At 62.6% G+C, this 15,629-nt stretch carries 12 protein-coding genes; 6 read left to right on the top strand and 6 right to left on the bottom strand.

The features are described 5' to 3' along the window. The first annotated feature begins 144 nt into the window (after positions 1 to 144). Positions 145 to 939, top strand: a complete 795-nt coding sequence (locus tag J3P94_RS14620; RefSeq protein ID WP_434568511.1) for an SDR family NAD(P)-dependent oxidoreductase — start codon at positions 145 to 147, stop codon at positions 937 to 939. Positions 940 to 960: 21 nt separating this feature from the next. Here the strand turns inward: J3P94_RS14620 and dctA are convergent, their stop codons facing one another. Then, positions 961 to 2,268 (bottom strand): C4-dicarboxylate transporter DctA, encoded by a 1,308-nt coding sequence (gene dctA / locus J3P94_RS14625; protein ID WP_434568512.1) that lies wholly within the window; start codon positions 2,266 to 2,268, stop codon positions 961 to 963. A 97-nt stretch (positions 2,269 to 2,365) separates the two neighbouring features. Next, positions 2,366 to 3,535 (bottom strand): mandelate racemase/muconate lactonizing enzyme family protein, encoded by a 1,170-nt coding sequence (locus J3P94_RS14630; protein ID WP_434568513.1) that lies wholly within the window; start codon positions 3,533 to 3,535, stop codon positions 2,366 to 2,368. A 99-nt stretch (positions 3,536 to 3,634) separates the two neighbouring features. On the opposite strand from J3P94_RS14630, the gene J3P94_RS14635 reads away from it, so the two are divergent. Continuing rightward, a complete protein-coding gene (locus tag J3P94_RS14635; protein WP_434568514.1) occupies positions 3,635 to 4,510 on the top strand; it encodes a LysR family transcriptional regulator in 876 nt (291 codons plus the stop codon). Positions 4,511 to 4,516: 6 nt separating this feature from the next. Here J3P94_RS14635 and J3P94_RS14640 read toward each other — a convergent pair whose 3' ends face one another. From J3P94_RS14640 to J3P94_RS14650, 3 genes are all read right to left on the bottom strand, one after another. Continuing rightward, positions 4,517 to 5,614, bottom strand: coding sequence for an alpha/beta hydrolase (locus J3P94_RS14640; RefSeq protein ID WP_434568515.1), 1,098 nt, complete (start codon positions 5,612 to 5,614; stop codon positions 4,517 to 4,519). 133 nt (positions 5,615 to 5,747) lie between these two features. Beyond that, complete coding sequence (locus tag J3P94_RS14645; RefSeq protein WP_434568516.1) at positions 5,748 to 8,837, bottom strand: efflux RND transporter permease subunit; 3,090 nt, start codon at positions 8,835 to 8,837, stop codon at positions 5,748 to 5,750. Then, on the bottom strand, positions 8,834 to 9,976 hold the full coding sequence (locus J3P94_RS14650) for an efflux RND transporter periplasmic adaptor subunit (RefSeq protein ID WP_434568517.1): 1,143 nt from the start codon (positions 9,974 to 9,976) through the stop codon (positions 8,834 to 8,836). Before J3P94_RS14650 ends, J3P94_RS14645 begins: the two co-directional genes overlap by 4 nt. A 176-nt stretch (positions 9,977 to 10,152) precedes the next feature. Here J3P94_RS14650 and J3P94_RS14655 point away from each other — a divergent pair, with 176 nt between their 5' ends. The 3 genes from J3P94_RS14655 to J3P94_RS14665 are packed head-to-tail and all read left to right on the top strand — an operon-like array spanning position 10,153 to position 12,972. Then, entirely contained in the window at positions 10,153 to 10,953 is an 801-nt protein-coding gene (locus J3P94_RS14655; protein ID WP_434568518.1) for a MipA/OmpV family protein, read from the top strand. Continuing rightward, positions 10,953 to 11,639 (top strand): response regulator transcription factor, encoded by a 687-nt coding sequence (locus J3P94_RS14660; protein ID WP_434568519.1) that lies wholly within the window; start codon positions 10,953 to 10,955, stop codon positions 11,637 to 11,639. The genes J3P94_RS14655 and J3P94_RS14660 overlap by 1 nt, the downstream gene beginning before the upstream one ends. Next, positions 11,608 to 12,972 (top strand): sensor histidine kinase, encoded by a 1,365-nt coding sequence (locus J3P94_RS14665; protein ID WP_434568520.1) that lies wholly within the window; start codon positions 11,608 to 11,610, stop codon positions 12,970 to 12,972. The genes J3P94_RS14660 and J3P94_RS14665 overlap by 32 nt, the downstream gene beginning before the upstream one ends. A 982-nt stretch (positions 12,973 to 13,954) precedes the next feature. Here the strand turns inward: J3P94_RS14665 and J3P94_RS14670 are convergent. Further along, positions 13,955 to 14,890: an MBL fold metallo-hydrolase gene (locus J3P94_RS14670; RefSeq protein ID WP_434568521.1), complete on the bottom strand. Its 936-nt coding sequence runs from the start codon at positions 14,888 to 14,890 to the stop codon at positions 13,955 to 13,957. Between the two features lie 260 nt (positions 14,891 to 15,150). On the opposite strand from J3P94_RS14670, the gene J3P94_RS14675 reads away from it, so the two are divergent. After that, positions 15,151 to 15,624 carry a (2Fe-2S)-binding protein gene (locus tag J3P94_RS14675; protein ID WP_305494711.1) on the top strand — a complete coding sequence of 158 codons (474 nt, stop codon included), beginning with the start codon at positions 15,151 to 15,153 and terminating at the stop codon, positions 15,622 to 15,624. Positions 15,625 to 15,629: the final 5 nt, after the last annotated feature.

Consider the following 15,629-nt stretch of genomic DNA (forward strand, 5'->3'; position numbering starts at 1 on the left):
ATACGACACTTGCCCTTCGCCACCTCTGCTGCCTCCCGTATAGGAGTTCGTCTCAATCCTGCTGGAGCAGTGGCCGCAGTAGAGCGCTCTTTGCCCCGGTAAATCGATGCCATACTGACCAACCACCACTCTTGGAAGACTGCCATGCCAAACGCAATCGGACTTAACCCAGTGGCGCTCGTCAGTGGCGTTGGCAGCGAGACGGGCATCGGCATGGCGATCGCCCGCAGGCTCGGTGCCGCCGGCGCCAGGCTGATCGTTACCGCCAGCAGCGCGCGCATCGAAGCGCGCATCGAGGAACTGCGCGCCGAAGGGTTTGAAGTCGCGGGACGGCCCCTCGACCTCACCGATGAAAAACAGGTACGCGAGTTTGGGTCGTGGGCGGAGTCCGTCTGGGGCCGGATCGACATCCTGGTGAACAACGCCGGCATGGCCATGCAAGGCAGTCCGGAGTCTTTCTCCGAGGTGGCAACCATGGACCTGGCGCTGTGGAACCTGTCGCTGGCGCGAAATGTGACCACGGCTTTCCTGCTGACCCGCGCCGTCCTGCCCGGCATGCAGTCGCGCAATTACGGGCGCATCGTCAATATCAGTTCCACCACTGGCACCCGGTGCAGCAATCCTGGCGAGGCGGCCTACAGCGCCGCGAAGGCCGCCATGGTGGGCATGAGCATGGGCCTGGCGCTGGAAGTGGCCCGGCAGGGAGTCACGGTGAACTGCGTCGCACCCGGCTGGATCGCCACCGGCTCGACCACCGCCGAGGAAGCCAATGCCGCACGCTATACACCGATGCGCCGGGCCGGTCGCCCGGAGGAAGTCGCCGCGCTGGTCGCCTTCCTCGCCTCTGCCGAGGCGAGCTACATCACCGGGGAAGTAATGGTTGTGGACGGCGGCAACTGCCTGGTCGAGAACAAGGCGCCGGACCGGTCACTGGACTGACCGCATGACCGGTCGGCGTCGTCATTTAGGCGCCAACAGCGTCTTTCGATCGGCCTTCTCTTGTTTCATCGCCGCGATCTCACGCTCGCAGGCTTGCACGTCGAAGGAATTGTCCCACTTGGCGATGGCGATGGTGCCGATGCCATTGCCGATCAGGTTGGTAACGGCCCGTGCTTCATTGAGGAATCGGTCGATGCCGAGCAGCAACACCAGCCCGACCAAGGGGATGGAATGAATCGTGGTGAGTGTCGCGGCGAGGGTCACGAAACCGGCACCGGCGACACCCGCCGAACCTTTTGATGTGAGCAGGAACACACCCAGCAGGATCATCTGGTCTATGAACGTCAGCGGCGTATTGGTGGCCTGGGCGATGAAGATCGCCGCCATCGTCAGGTAGATGCAGGTGCCATCGGCATTGAAGGTGTACCCGGTGGGCAAGACCATGCCCACGACTGACTTTCTGCAGCCGAGTTTTTCAAGCTTGACCATCATTCGCGGAAGCACCGCTTCGGTCGAGCAGGTCCCCAGCGTGATGAGGATCTCGTCCTTGAAATAACGAAGGAACTGCATCAGCGGCATCCCCGACCATCGGGCGACCGCGCCCAGCACGACGACGATGAAAATCAGCGTCGTGACATACAGAGCGACCAGCAACTGGCCCAGCGACAGCAAAGTGCCGATGCCGTATTTGCCGATGGTAAACGCCATGCCGGCGCCCGCGCCGATTGGCGCCAGGCGCATGACCATTGCGACTATCCTGAACAGCCCCTGCAGGAACAGATCGATGGTGTTGATCAGCGGCTTGCTGGTTTCGCCCATTTGCACCAGGGCGACACCCATCAGCACCGACAGCAGAATCACCTGGAGCATGACGCCATTGGAGAACGCGCCGACAAACGTCTGCGGGATGATGTTGAGAAAGAACTCGACGGTACCGCCCTGCTCACTCGCCACCTGGCTGTACTTGCTGATGGAGCTGCCATCCAGGGAGTTGGCATTGATGTTCATCCCGACGCCAGGCTTCACGACGTTCACCACGACCAGGCCGACGACCAGCGCAATGGTCGAAAGGATCTCGAAGTAGATCAACGCCTTCACACCAATCCTTCCGACCTCCTTGATGCTGCCCATCTTGGCGATACCCACGACCACCGTGCCGAAGATGATCGGCGCCAACAGCATCTTGATGAGTTTGATAAAGCCATCGGCGAAGGGCTGGAGCTTGGCCCCGACATTCGGGATGAAGTAACCGATCGCTGCGCCGATCACGATGCCGATCAGCACTTGCACGTACAACTGGCTATACCAGCGAGACTTGGAGATTTCCACGAGAGCACCTCATTTTATTGTTGTGATGGGCATGTGGCAGGCGTCTGCGCGACGCCCGATGCCGCAGCCTCGTTGGAGGCCGCGGCGATGAGGACGATCAGCCCTCGCCCAGCTCGCGCATGACCGCGTACAGGGCGGACTTGGCTTCGAAACCGACGCCAGGAATATCCGGCAGGCCGACGTAGCTGTTTTCCACGCGGATGCCGTCGGCAAAACCACCGAACGGCTGGAACACATCGGGGTACGATTCGTTGCCGCCCAGGTGCAAACCGGCGGCGATGTTCAGGGACATCTGATGGCCCCCATGGGGCACCACGCGGCGCGAAGACCAACCCATCTCTTCCATGACTTTCAGGGTGCGCATGTACTCCACGAGCCCGTAGGACAGGGCGCAATCGAACTGCAGGTAATCGCGATCCGGACGCATGCCGCCGTGCCGCAGCAGGTTGCGCGCGTCCTGGTGGGAGAACAGGTTCTCACCGGTCGCCATCGGCAGTTCATAGTGATTGGCGAGCTCGGCCTGGAGCGCGTAGTCCAACGGATCGCCGACTTCCTCGTACCAGAAGAGGTTGTACTGCTTGATGGCTTCGGCGTAGGCGATACCGGTCTCCAGATCGAAGCGGCCGTTGGCATCAACCGCCAGTCGCCCCCCGTCCCCTACCACTTCAAGTACCGCTTCGATGCGCCGGATATCTTCGTCCAGTGGCACCGCGCCGATCTTCATCTTGACCACGTCATAACCACGATCCAGATAACCCTGCATTTCTGCCTTGAGCTTGCTCTGGTCCTTGCCGGGATAGTAATAACCACCCGCCGCATAGACCCAGACCTTGTCATCCGCCACGCCACCGCGATAACGGTCGGCCAACAGGCGGTACAGCGGCTTGCCTTCGATCTTGGCGACAGCGTCCCACACGGCCATGTCGATGGTGCCGACGGCCACTGAACGCTCACCGTGGCCACCCGGTTTCTCGTTGGTCATCAGGGTTTTCCAGATGGCGAACGGATCCAGGTTGGCGTGTTCCTTGTCGATCAGCGTTTCCGGGTCGGCCTCGGTGACTCGCGCCAGGAATCGATCACGCATCAGCGCGCCCTGGCCGTAGCGACCGTTGGAGTTGAAACCGTAACCAATCACCGGTTTGCCATCGCGAATCACATCGGTGACAACCGCCACGACCGAGCAGGTCATTTTCGAAAAATCGATATAGGCATTGGCAATCGGAGAGGCGATGGAAACGGTTTTTTCGCGGATGTCGACGATACGCATGAGGGGTTCCTCTTGTTGTGGTTGACCCCACGTTATGCTTTGCGACGAAACCCGCCCAATGCTATTAATGCCGCGCCCTATGCACAGGAGGCATTGCCCTTGGAACTCGTCTGGCTAGAAGATTTTTCAGCGCTTGCAGAGTACGGCAGCTTCGTTCGCGCCGCCGAAGCGCGCCACGTTACGCAGCCGGCTTTCAGTCGCAGGGTCCGTTCGCTGGAAAACTGGATGGGCGTGGATCTGTTTGTGCGCACGCCTCAAGGCGCGACGCTGACCGAGGCTGGAAGGCAGATTCTGCCTGGCGCCCAGGAGGCTGCGAGGCGCCTCTACAGGCTGCGCACCGAGGCCCAGGAAGTCGCCGGAGTGGCCGCCAAGACGCTGCAATTTGCAGCCACGCATTCGCTGTCGTTCACGTTTTTTCCGCGCTGGCTGAGAAGCGCCGAGCATGGCGCGCCGATAGATGCCGTGCGCCTGCACTCCGACAGCATGGCGGTGTGCGAACAGATGCTGATTCACGGCCAGGTGCAGTTCCTGCTCTGCCATCGGCACCCCGACGTACCGCCACTGTTGGCGCCTGATCAATTCAGCGGGAAAAAAGTCGGCGAGGACGTCCTCATACCCTTGGCGAGTGCCTCGGCCAATTTCGGTACGTCACCGGCGACGTTGCCCTACCTGGCCTACACCCAGGAATCGGGACTCGGGCGTATCGTCGCTCACCGACTCCACGGCAAGGAGGAATACCTGCACCTCAAGCCGCTTTTCAGCAGCCATCTCGCCGCGGTGCTGATGTCCATGGCACTGGAAAGCAAAGGCGTCGCCTGGCTGCCCAAGAGCCTGACAGAACAGGAAATGGCCGACGGGCGCCTGGTCCGGGCCCTGGATGAGAGCTGGGATATTCCATTGGAAATCCATCTCACCCGCCCAACCGCGCCGATCAGCGCAGCGGCAGAGGAGTTCTGGAACAGGCTGAAGGGTTAGGGCGATTCAACTGCCCTGCTCTGCCACTTGTAAAACCCCACGAATCACCCCGGACTGCCATTCGAAATAAGGATTGTAGGTCAGCCGTGCGTGGATCTTCCCCGGCTCGCTGTACCCCCAGTCCGAATACCAGACCTCTTCCCCCGCTTCGCACCGGGCCACTTCGTCGGCATTGCGGCTGTTGCGGCAGAACCGCAAGGTGCCCGAACGACCGTAGAGCGGGTTGGCTGGCGAGAAGAGGATGCCCATGTGGGAAAACTGGCTGATGCGTTCATCGGCGATGCGGTCGCTGCGCGTCAGGATGCGCCGCTCCTGCGCAGCGCCCTTGTCACCGGTCGGCTGCGCCTGGCCATACCAGATCAATCGGCTCGCGGCATGGGTGAAGCGCCGTTGGAACAGCTCCCGCACGTAGCGCACGTCGACGACTGAATCCTGCTCGGTCAGCACGATAACCACCGGCCGATCGAAGTCTTGCTGCTCGATGAGCCGGCGAACCGCTACGCTGCTGCGGTAGAACTGGGCAAAGCCGTTGGTGGGTACGTTGTGATAGCGCACGGGCGACTGCTGCGGCCGGGAATTGTCGGGCGCAAGGATCCAGGTCTTGAAATGCGCCAGCCAGGGCGTGGCCCAGTCGTAGGACTCGCTCGAGCGAAAGGCCGGGGAAAACAGCACCAGGCCCTTGATGTCCGGGTCCCCGGCGGCATAGGCCAGCGCCAGATTGGCGCCGGTCGAGAAACCGCCCAGGTAGACGTTCGCGAACTCCTTGTGCAGCAACGCAACCTGCTGCTCGACCAACTGTTGCCACTGTTCCAGTTGCACATCGATCAGGTCGGCCGGCTTGGTGCCATGCCCGGGCAGCAATGCGACGCGCACCACGTAGCCTTGCGCGGCCAGATCCCGGGCGATATCGACGAAGGACCAGGGTGAGTCCCCCAAGCCATGGAGCAAGAGAATGGCCTTGGTGGAAGGAACATCGGGGCGCACTTCATAAGGTGCGTTCCAAGCCAGCTCATCGGCGTGATTCTCGGTCTGGAACAGGCGCTTTTCCTCGATCCAGGCCCGAGATGCCTGGGCATACGCCTGGAAATTTTCAGCTTCGGTCATGGCATCGGCCGCGCTGGGTTGCCGCGCGCAGCCTGCCGCCGTTACAAGGCATGCCAAGGTCGCGACGACTCCCAGCATGAGCCGGCGCCAAGGCGACGGCACATTCCTGATTTTTGCTGACATCATCAATTGATCACTCCAGCGCTTCGCTGCGAGAAACGTTACCGGTGCGTTTGTACAACCACTGCGCCCCATCGTCCACATAGGAAAACACCACGGGTATGACCAGCAGGCTCAACAGCGTTGACGTGACAAGCCCGCCAATCAGGACGATGGCCATCGGTGCGCGAAAGCTCGGGTCGGCCCCCAGACCCAGGGCGATTGGCATCATGCCTGCGCCCATCGCGATTGTCGTCATGACAATCGGCCGAGCGCGTTTGCCGCAGGCGTCGAGGATCGCTTCCTGGCGGCTCAGGCCGTCGCGTCGACGCGCGAGGATGATGTAGTCGACCAGCAGGATCGAATTTTTCGTCGCGATGCCCATCAGCATGATCAGGCCGATCATCGAGGGCATGGACAATGTCGAGCCCGTCACGAACAGCGCCACGAAGGCCCCAGGCACCGAGAGCACCAGGGCGGCGAGGATCGTCAGCGGTTGCAGGAAATCCTTGAGCAACAGCACCAGGACCATGTAGATGCATAACACTCCGGTCAACATCGCCACGCCGAATCCGGAAGCCAGTTCGCCCATGGCCTCGGCATCGCCTACCGATGTTCGCACCAGGCCTGGCGGCAGATTCTGCAAGCCTGGCAAGGCCAGAACAGCCTGCTCGATGTCGCCCAGCGGTTGGCCGTTCGTCTCGATCTCGATGTTGACATTGCGCATCCGGTCGAACCGTTCGATTTGCGCCGGGCCACTGGTGATCTCCAGCGTCGCCAGGTTTTCCAGCGCTACCGGACCACGCGCACCGGGCACCGGCAGACGTTTCAGCGTCTCGAAGTCCGCGCGGGCGGTGTCGCTCAGCCGCACAACGATAGGCACCTGGCGGTCGCTGAAATTGAGCTTGGCAAGCTCCTGGTCGTAATCTCCCAGGGTGGCCACGCGGAGCGTGTCGGCAATCGCGCTCGCGGTCACGCCCATGTCGGCGGCCCTGGCGAAATCCGGCCGAACCACCAGTTCGGGGCGCATCAGGCTGGCGGTCGAGATCACCGCCCCCACGCCTGGCACGCTACGCAGCTCTCGTTCCACCTGCTGCGCATGCCGAGTGAGCAAGCTAGCGTCCTCACCCGCGAGCACCAGCACGTAGCTTTCCGACTCTCCCATACCGACCTTGATACGCGCGCCAGGCAACACGGCGAGCGCTTCGCGCAGCTGGTTTTCGAGCTGCTGCCGGGTCAGTCCGGGACGCTCGTTGCGGTGCGTCAGGTTAAGCGTCAGCACCGCCGTGCGGACATTCGCGACATCACTGCCGGCCGGTTCGATCAGGTCCGCGCCGGCGCTGCCATCCCCCACCGCGGTGTAGACCTTTCTGACGTGCTGATTTTGCGTGACTATCTGTCGCGCTTGCTCAGCCAACGCCAACGTGTCGCCCAGTTTGCTGCCTGGCGCAAGCGTGAGGGTGACCTGGGTCTGCCAGTCGTCATCCGGCGGGATGAAGGTGCCCGGCAAAACGGTGGCGAGCATCAGCCCCCCGGCGAAAAAAGCCACCGCGCCGAGGGTGGTCACCACGCGATGGCGCAGGCACCAGCGCGCCCAGGACAGGTAGCGGTTTATCCACCCTGGGGCATCCCGGGCCGGCCTTTTCGGCGCGCGCATCAGGTAGGCCGCCATCATGGGCGTCAGCAAGCGGGCGACGACGAGGGAGAAAAACACTGCGGTTGCGGCCGTCCAGCCAAACTGAACGAAGAACTTACCAACCGTACCGCTCATGAAAGCCGTGGGCAGGAACACCGCGACCAGCGTGAATGCCGTGGCGACCACCGCCAGGCCGATTTCATCGGAAGCATCCATGGCGGCTTGATAAGGTTTCTTGCCCATCTGCAAATGGCGCCCGATGTTTTCGACCTCGACGATGGCGTCGTCCACCAGCACGCCGATGACCAGTGACAGCGATAATAACGTCACGGTGTTGAGGGTGAACCCCATCCAGTGCATCACGGCGAACGTCGGTATCGCCGACAGCGGCAACGCGACGGCCGAAACGAAGGTCGCGCGCCAATCCGGCAGAAACAGGAATACCACCAGCACCGCGAGCGCCGCGCCTTCATAAAGCAGGTGCATGGAGCCCCGGTAATTCTCGATCACTGGGTCGACGAAGTTGAAAGCCTGGGTGACGGTGATTTCGGGATGACGGGTCTTGAGCGACTCCAGGGCGGCGCGTACGCCTTCATCCACCTCGATTTCCCCGGCCCCTCTGGCCCGGGTGATTTCAAAGCCGACCACTGGCTTACCGTCGAGGAACGCCGCCGAGCGGGGTTCGCCGACGGTATCGGAGACCGTGGCCAGCTGGTCGAGCCGGACACGCCGGCCGTCGCTCAAGGTCACGTCAAGCAAGGCGATTTCCGCGGCCGACTGCACCGTGGCGAGGGTGCGCACCGTCTGCTCGGCGCCGCCAAGGTCCACACGTCCGCCCGATGCCTCTTGCTGGATCAGGCGCAGCTGGCGGGAGACGTCCAGGGCCGAGGTGTTCAGCGCCAACAGACGCGCGGGATCGAGGTCGATGCGGATTTCCCGGGCCACCCCACCGACCCGAGTGACGGCCCCCACGCCAGGCACCGCCAGCAAGGCCTTGCTGACGTTATTATCGACAAACCAGGACAGCGCTTCGTCGTCCATCCGCTTGGCCGAAACCGTGTAGGTCAGGATCGGCGAACCGGCGAGTTCGATCTTGCGGACCACCGGGTCGCGCAAGTCGGCGGGCAGGTCGGCCCGGACCCGGGAGACCGCATCACGCACGTCATCAAGCGCTTCCTGCGTGGGCTTGTCGAGGTGGAACTCGATCGAGATAGCGGCGTTTCCGTCGGTCAGGATGCTCTGGATATGCTTGACGCCTTGCACGGTTGCGAGCGAGTCCTCGAGCTTGCGGGCCACGTCATTTTCCAGTTGCGCGGGCGAAGCCCCGGGCAGCTCGGCCGACACGCTGACCATAGGCAGATCGACGTCAGGGAAGTTCTGCACCTTCATCTTCCAGAAGCCCATCAAGCCAGCGAAGGTCAGCAGGATGAACAACAGGACCGAAGGCGTCGGATTGCGGATCGACCAGGACGACAAGTTGAGGCTCATTGCGCGCTCCCGCGTGCTGGGGGGTTGTTCATTGGGTCGGTGCGCGCCTGGACAACCCGGACGAGGTCACCCTCAGCAAGAAAACCGCCTCCGGTTTCGACCACTGCGGCGCCAGCGTCGATACCCGCGGTTATCTCGATACGGTCGCCAACGCGGCGGCCGACCGTCACCTTGACCTGGCTCACCTTCAAGTGCGGTCCTACCTGCAGCACGTAATCGAAGCCGTCACGCTGCAGCACCGCGCTCTGGGGCAGCGTCTTCATCCGCTCGGCGGCCACTTCGAACTCGCCACGGGCAAACATCCCGGCACGCGCCGCCGTGCCCGCGGGCAAATCGACATAGACCAGGCCGTTGCGAGTCTGCAGGTCGACCGTCGGCGCAACCCTGCGCACCCGGCCCTCTATCGTCCCGCCATTGACCGGAGTTACCTGCGCGAGCTGGCTGGGGCTGAATCTGACAAGGTCGGGGGCCGCGACTTCGGCGCGCCATTCGAGCCGTCCGTTGCGAATCAAGCGAAACAGCTCCTGGCCAGCGGGCAGTACCGCGCCCACCGTGGCACTGCGCGCCGAAATCACCCCGTCGTCGGGGGCCAGGACCTGGGTCTGGGCCAGACGCAGGTGCTGGATACGCTCGAGCGCCCTGCCCGCCTCCAGCCGCGCCTGAGCCGTGCGTTCGGCCGTCAGCTGTTGATGAACCTCCTGCTTCGACAGCGCCCCGCTCGACTGCAATTGACGGGCGCGCTGCGCATTGGCTCGCGCCTCGGCAAGCGTCGCTTGCGCTTCGGCGGTGGCGGCGCGACGCTGGGCGAGTTCAGCGGCCATCGTCTCGGCGCTGAACGTGGCAAGTACCTGGCCGCGCCGGACGACATCGCCCACGTTGACCATGACCTCGGCCAACCGCAGGCCATCGGCCTCGGTGCCGACACTGGCTTCCTGCCAGGCGACAATGTTGCCGTTCGCCTGGATACGGATCGGCAACATGGACGATTGCAGTCGGGTGACGGCCACCGTCAATGCCGGCCTGGCGGGCACCTCGACCTCGGCCTGGCGAGGGCCGGGCGAAACAGCAATCATCCCGACGGCGATGGCGCAGGCCATGGTCACGACAAACAGCACGACATGCCGTGTTTTTCTTTTCATAGGGTTCGTACTCCTGCGCAAGAAGCCGCTTTGCTTGAGGCGGCAACTATCCGCCAGGAAACCTTGCGCAAGTCTTACCGGCAAAAAGGCGCTTACCCAGGCCGAACCGTAAGTGTTCAGTAAGAAGAAGTTCTCAACGATAGGGACGCTTTCATCCCATTGATCCGGAGACTTCCATGCCCCTGTCCATTTCGAAAACTGCAATTGCGATCCGGTTGACCACCGCCGGCACGGCGTTCGTGCTGGGCGTGTGCGCGTCGATGGCGGCCAGTGCCGACCAGCCTGAAGGCTCCGCCTGGGGGCTCGGCGTGGGTGCGGTCAGCAGCCAACAGCCGTACGAAGGCATCGACCGTGACAGCGAGGTCCTGCCGCTGATCTATTTCGAGAATGAATACCTTCGTGTCTTCGGCCCCACCGCCGAAATCAAGCTGCCGGGCCTGGAGATCAGCGACACCCAGCAGATCGATTTCAGCCTCGTCGGCGAATACGATTTCAGTGGCTACGATGACGACGACGCACGAATCCTGGAGGGCATGAGCGATCGCAAAGGCGGATTCTGGGCGGGTGCCAAGGTTGAATGGCGCAATGACCTGGCCGATGTCAGCGCCGAGTGGCTGGGCGACGTTTCGGGCAACAGCAAGGGCCAGCGTTTCACCCTGGGCCTGGAGCGATCCTGGCGGATCGGCGAACACATCATGCTGACGCCACGGCTGGCGGCCATCTGGCAGGACGAAAAATACATCGATTACTACTTTGGCGTTCGGGAAAATGAAGCTCGCATCGATCGGGCGGCCTATGATGGCAAGTCCGGCATCAACACCGAATTTGGCGTACGTGGAAACTATATGTTCGATGACCATCACTCCGTGTTCCTGGACCTCAAGGCGACGAGCCTTGCCAATGAAATCAAGGACAGCCCGCTGGTCGACCAGTCCAGCGAGAACAGCGTGCTGTTCGGCTACCTGTACCGTTTCTGATGAGCCGCATCCTGCTGGTCGAGGACCACGAACGCCTCGCGCAACTGGTGTGCAAAGGCCTGGCGAGCGCCGGCATCGCCGTCGATGTGATCAGCCGCATCGACGCGGCGTGGGCGGCAATCCAGCAAGTGCCTTACCAGGCGCTGGTGCTTGATCGCGGCCTGCCGGATGGCGATGGGCTGTTGTTGCTGGCGCGTTTGCGTAACGCCGGGCTGGGCCTGCCGTGCCTGGTCCTGACCGCGCGTGACGCGCTGCATGACCGGATCGAAGGCCTCGACGCCGGGGCGGATGATTACCTGCCCAAGCCGTTCGCCATGGACGAGATGGTCGCGCGCGTGCGAGCCCTGCTGCGTCGCCCCGCAGAGCGGCGTTCGTTGGCGCCTTCCCATGGCGACCTCAGTGTGCAGCCCGACACAGGCCTCATGTGCAGCGTCGAAGGTAGCATTCCGCTAGCGCCGGCGGAGATGCAGATCATGCTGTTGCTGCTGCGCAAACCTGGCGAAATCGTCCGGCGCAGCGCCATCGAGGCGGCGGCATGGGGCCTGAGTGAAGCCGTGACGCCGAACGCCCTGGACGTGGCCCTGCATCGGATTCGCCGCAAGCTGCTGGCGATCGGTTCCCACCAACGGATAGTCAACCTCAGAGGCCTGGGTTATGCCCTTCGGCAAGACGATCTGGCGCAATAGCATAAGCTTCAAGGTACTGGTCGCCTACGTCGCGGGCGTGGGCTTGAGCATCCTTCTGATTGCACTGGGCGCGTTCGCGCTCATCACGTCCAAGAGCGATATCCTGCTGACCACCGACGTCGCCGAGCGCACCCATGAGCTGGCCGGCAAGCTGCAGTTCGACGCGGCGGGCCGACCCACCGGGTTCGACAACAGCGAGGGCGATCGCGTCTGGACCTTCAACAGCCTGGGCGAGGAAATCGGCTATCGGGTGCTGGATTCAGAGGCAAACGTCCTCCTGGCTTCCACTGACGAGGCTTTCTGGGCTTCGGCCGCAACGGTTCGCCCCGCGGAACAGGGGCGCTTCAAGTTCGAGCGCAAAGGCATCACGATGTACGCCGCGACCGCTCCGGTGGAGCAGGTCGACCACACCTTGTACCTGCAATTCGCGGTCAGCGAACGCCTGATGGACCTGCTGCACAAGGGCTTTGCCTGGCCTTTCATGGGCGCCGGGATCGTCCTGTTCAGCCTGGTGCTGCTCTTCGTCTTTGGCACCTGCGCCTATTTCACGCTGGGCTACACGCTCAAACCGCTGCGCGAGGTCTCGGAGTCGGCGGCCGCCATCTCCCCTCGCTCCCTGCACTCACGGCTGGATGTCAAAACCGTGCCGTCCGAGGTAGCGCCGCTGGTGACCAGCTTCAACAGCGCGCTTGAGCGCCTGGAACACGGCTACCGGGTCCAGCAGGAATTTCTCGCAACCGCCGCGCACGAACTGAAGACGCCGCTGGCGCTGATCCGCGCACAGCTCGAACTGATGGCGCCAGACAAGGGCCGCGACTCGCTGCTCAACGATGCCGAGCACATGACGCGGCAGGTCCAGCAACTGTTGCTGCTGGCCGAGACCAGCGAGGCGCATAACTACAGCTTCGCCGCCGTGGATGTCATGGAGGTTGCGCGGCAAGCGGCAGGTTATCTGCAACGCATGGCCGACGCGGCCGATGTGCGCCTCGTCCTGGCTGGCCCGACGGCTGTGGCGGCGCCCTGGCAGGCCGACCGCAGCGCCTTGTTTACCCTGCTGAAAAACCTCCTGGAAAATGCCATTCAGCACGCGCCTCGTGGTACGCAAGTATTGTTGGAGCTCAGCGGCGATGCGCTGACTGTGCGCGACTGGGGCCCTGGCGTGACGCAGGAGCAAATGGTGCAGATATTCACCCGTTTCTGGCGCGGAGCTCATCGCCGCGATCATGGCGCCGGGCTGGGCCTGACGATCTGCCAGGAAATTGCCCGGGCCCACGGGTGGAGCTTGATTGCACAAAGAGCGGAGCCCGGGTTGTCGTTTTTTTTGTCTCGCTGAACCGTGAAATCTGCGGCTGCCGAGGGTCCAGTGTGGGAGCGAGCCTGCTCGCGATAGCGGTATATCAGTCGATGAAAATGTTGAATTTACTGGCCCCTTCGCGAGCAAGCTCGCTCCCACAGGGTTCCATGTGAGTCCTGAAATCTTCGGCTATCGGGGATCCAATGTGGGAGCGAGCCTGCTCGCGAAGGCGGTATATCAGTCGATGAAAATGTTGAATTTACTGGCCTCTTCGCGAGCAAGCTCGCTCCCACAGGGTTCCATGTGAATCCTGAAATCTGCGGCTGTCGGGGGTCCAGTGTGGGAGCGAGCCTGCTCGCGAAGGCGGTGTGTCTGCCGATGAAAAGGTTGAATGGACTGGCCCCTTCGCGAGCAGGCTCGCTCCCACAAGGGGTCTTTATGTGCCGTGAAATCTGCGGCTGTCGAGGATCCAGTGTGGGAGCGAGCCTGCTCGCGAAGGCGGTATATCAGTCGATGAAAATGTTGAATTTACTGGCCTCTTCGCGAGCAAGCTCGCTCCCACAGGGGCTCCATGTGAATCCTGAAATCTGCGGCTGTCGAGGATCCAGTGTGGGAGCGAGCCTGCTCGCGAAGGCGGTATATCAGTCGATGAGAATGTTGAATTACTAGCCTCTTCGCGAGCAGGCTCGCTCCCACAGGGGCTCTAGGTGAATCCTGAAATCTGCGGCTGTCGAGGATCCAGTGTGGGAGCGAGCCTGCTCGCGAAGGCGGTATATCAGTCGATGAGAATGTTGAATTTACTGGCCTCTTCGCGAGCAGGCTCGCTCCCACAGGGTTCCATGTGAGTCCTGAAATCTGCGACTGTCGAGGATCTAGTGTGGGAGCGAGCTTGCTCGCGATGGCGGTGTGTCTGCCGATGAAGAGGCTGAATGGACGGGCCCCTTCGCGAGCAAGCTCGCTCCCACAGGGTTCCATGTGAACCCTGAAATCTGCGGCTGTCGAATGCCGGGATAGCCGCCGATCAATAATCCCAGGAGCCCGCCACCCAACGAAACGCGTCCCCGTCCACCGCCACGCGCCCCACGGAGGGAAACGACAGGTGGGTCGCGACGAACCATTCGCCACTCGCGGCAGCCTCTCGCAGCAAACGTACGCGAACGCGCACGGCCTCTTCCGGATCGTGCTCGAAGCCGTTTTGCCAGTCGGGATGGTCGAAGGCCACCGGAAACAGGGCATCGCCGGCAAACGTCAGCTTTTCGTTGCCGGATGTCACGTAAACCACGCTGTGCCCCGGGGTATGCCCACCAGTGCGCTTGACCACGACGCCCGGCGCGACTTCGTGCGCCTGTTCAAAGGTCTGCAATCTGTCGCGGTAGACGTCCATGAACTGCCGGGCGGTTGTCCGCAGCACGTCCGGGACCGGCGCGGGCATGTCGGTGCGCGAGAAATCCGGCGCCGCCCAGAACGCGACTTCGGTCGCGCAGACGTGGATCCGCACGTCGGGACTCAAGCGGTTTTTCACATCCTCGACAAGCAGTCCGCCGATGTGGTCCATGTGCATGTGGGTGATCACCACATCGGTGATGGACGACAGCTCGATCCCGGCAGCCTCCAATCGCCGGGGGAACTGCCCGGCACGCGGGAAACCGGGGAACTGCCCGCCCAGTCCGGCATCGACCAGCAACGTCTGCTCGCCGCTGCGCACCACCAGCACGTTCAACGCCCAATCGAACGCATCCGGGCCGAGGTACATATCCTTGAACCAGGTGGCACGGGCGGCAGGGTCGGCATTGGTCGACATGGTCGAGGTCGGCAGCGGCAGCACGCCATCGCTGACCACCAGCACATCGATGTCGCCGACCTTGAGCGCATAGCGCGAAGGCACCAGTTCCTCGGTCGCTGACCTGCTCAGGTTTGTCGGGTCTTTCTGCGCAGTCTGTTGCAGAACCATAGTCATGCTCGCTCTCCTGTTTTCGATGAGGCGATCGCGCTGTTCAATACGAAACAGCTGATCACCTGGAGAACGAGTGTGCATCGCGGCGCAGCGCGCTCGATACCATACGGGGGTATGGCCGGCATACATCTTGGCGTGGGCGTTTCAAACGAAAGGACGGTGGATTTGCAAGATTGGGCAATCATCGGACCGGATCGTGCAAGCTTTCCCCGCCGATGCTTTCTATAGTAATCGGTGCCAAACCATCTGGAGCTGGTCCGACTATGAGCGCCCTCAATATCAATGGCCGTGAACACACGGTTGACGTAGATCCCGGCACCCCGATTCTCTGGGCCCTGCGCGACACGCTGGGCATGACCGGCACCAAGTTCGGCTGCGGCGCAGCCCTGTGTGGCGCCTGTACCGTCCACCTGGACGGCCAGGCCATTCGCTCCTGCGTGACCCCGGTGGCCGCGGCGCTTGGCAAGAAGATCACCACCATCGAGGCGGCCACCGACGGCAGCGACCCGGTGGGCAGTGCCGTGCATGACGCCTGGGTCAAACATGACGTGGCGCAATGCGGTTACTGCCAGAGCGGCCAGATCATGAGCGCCACGGCGTTCCTCAAGGCGCAGCCAAAGGGCAAGCAACCCACGCCAGCCGAGATCGACTCGGCCATGGCCGGCAATATCTGCCGCTGCGGCACCTACGCCCGCATTCGCGCCGCGGTGGCCGATGCCGCCAAGACCCTCGCCTGACAGGA

The organism is Pseudomonas sp. Z3-8, assembly GCF_051131975.1.
In the GTDB taxonomy this organism is placed as follows: domain Bacteria; phylum Pseudomonadota; class Gammaproteobacteria; order Pseudomonadales; family Pseudomonadaceae; genus Aquipseudomonas.

Excerpts from the sequence above, each read along its gene's own strand:
- J3P94_RS14620 (WP_434568511.1), top strand. The coding sequence starts at position 145 with ATGCCAAACGCAATCGGACTTAACCCAGTGGCGCTCGTCAGTGGCGTT.
- J3P94_RS14630 (WP_434568513.1), bottom strand. The coding sequence starts at position 3,535 with ATGCGTATCGTCGACATCCGCGAAAAAACCGTTTCCATCGCCTCTCCG.
- J3P94_RS14640 (WP_434568515.1), bottom strand. The coding sequence starts at position 5,614 with ATGACCGAAGCTGAAAATTTCCAGGCGTATGCCCAGGCATCTCGGGCC.
- J3P94_RS14645 (WP_434568516.1), bottom strand. The coding sequence starts at position 8,837 with ATGAGCCTCAACTTGTCGTCCTGGTCGATCCGCAATCCGACGCCTTCG.
- J3P94_RS14650 (WP_434568517.1), bottom strand. The coding sequence starts at position 9,976 with ATGAAAAGAAAAACACGGCATGTCGTGCTGTTTGTCGTGACCATGGCC.
- J3P94_RS14655 (WP_434568518.1), top strand. The coding sequence starts at position 10,153 with ATGCCCCTGTCCATTTCGAAAACTGCAATTGCGATCCGGTTGACCACC.
- J3P94_RS14660 (WP_434568519.1), top strand. The coding sequence starts at position 10,953 with ATGAGCCGCATCCTGCTGGTCGAGGACCACGAACGCCTCGCGCAACTG.
- J3P94_RS14665 (WP_434568520.1), top strand. The coding sequence starts at position 11,608 with ATGCCCTTCGGCAAGACGATCTGGCGCAATAGCATAAGCTTCAAGGTA.
- J3P94_RS14670 (WP_434568521.1), bottom strand. The coding sequence starts at position 14,890 with ATGACTATGGTTCTGCAACAGACTGCGCAGAAAGACCCGACAAACCTG.
- J3P94_RS14675 (WP_305494711.1), top strand. The coding sequence starts at position 15,151 with ATGAGCGCCCTCAATATCAATGGCCGTGAACACACGGTTGACGTAGAT.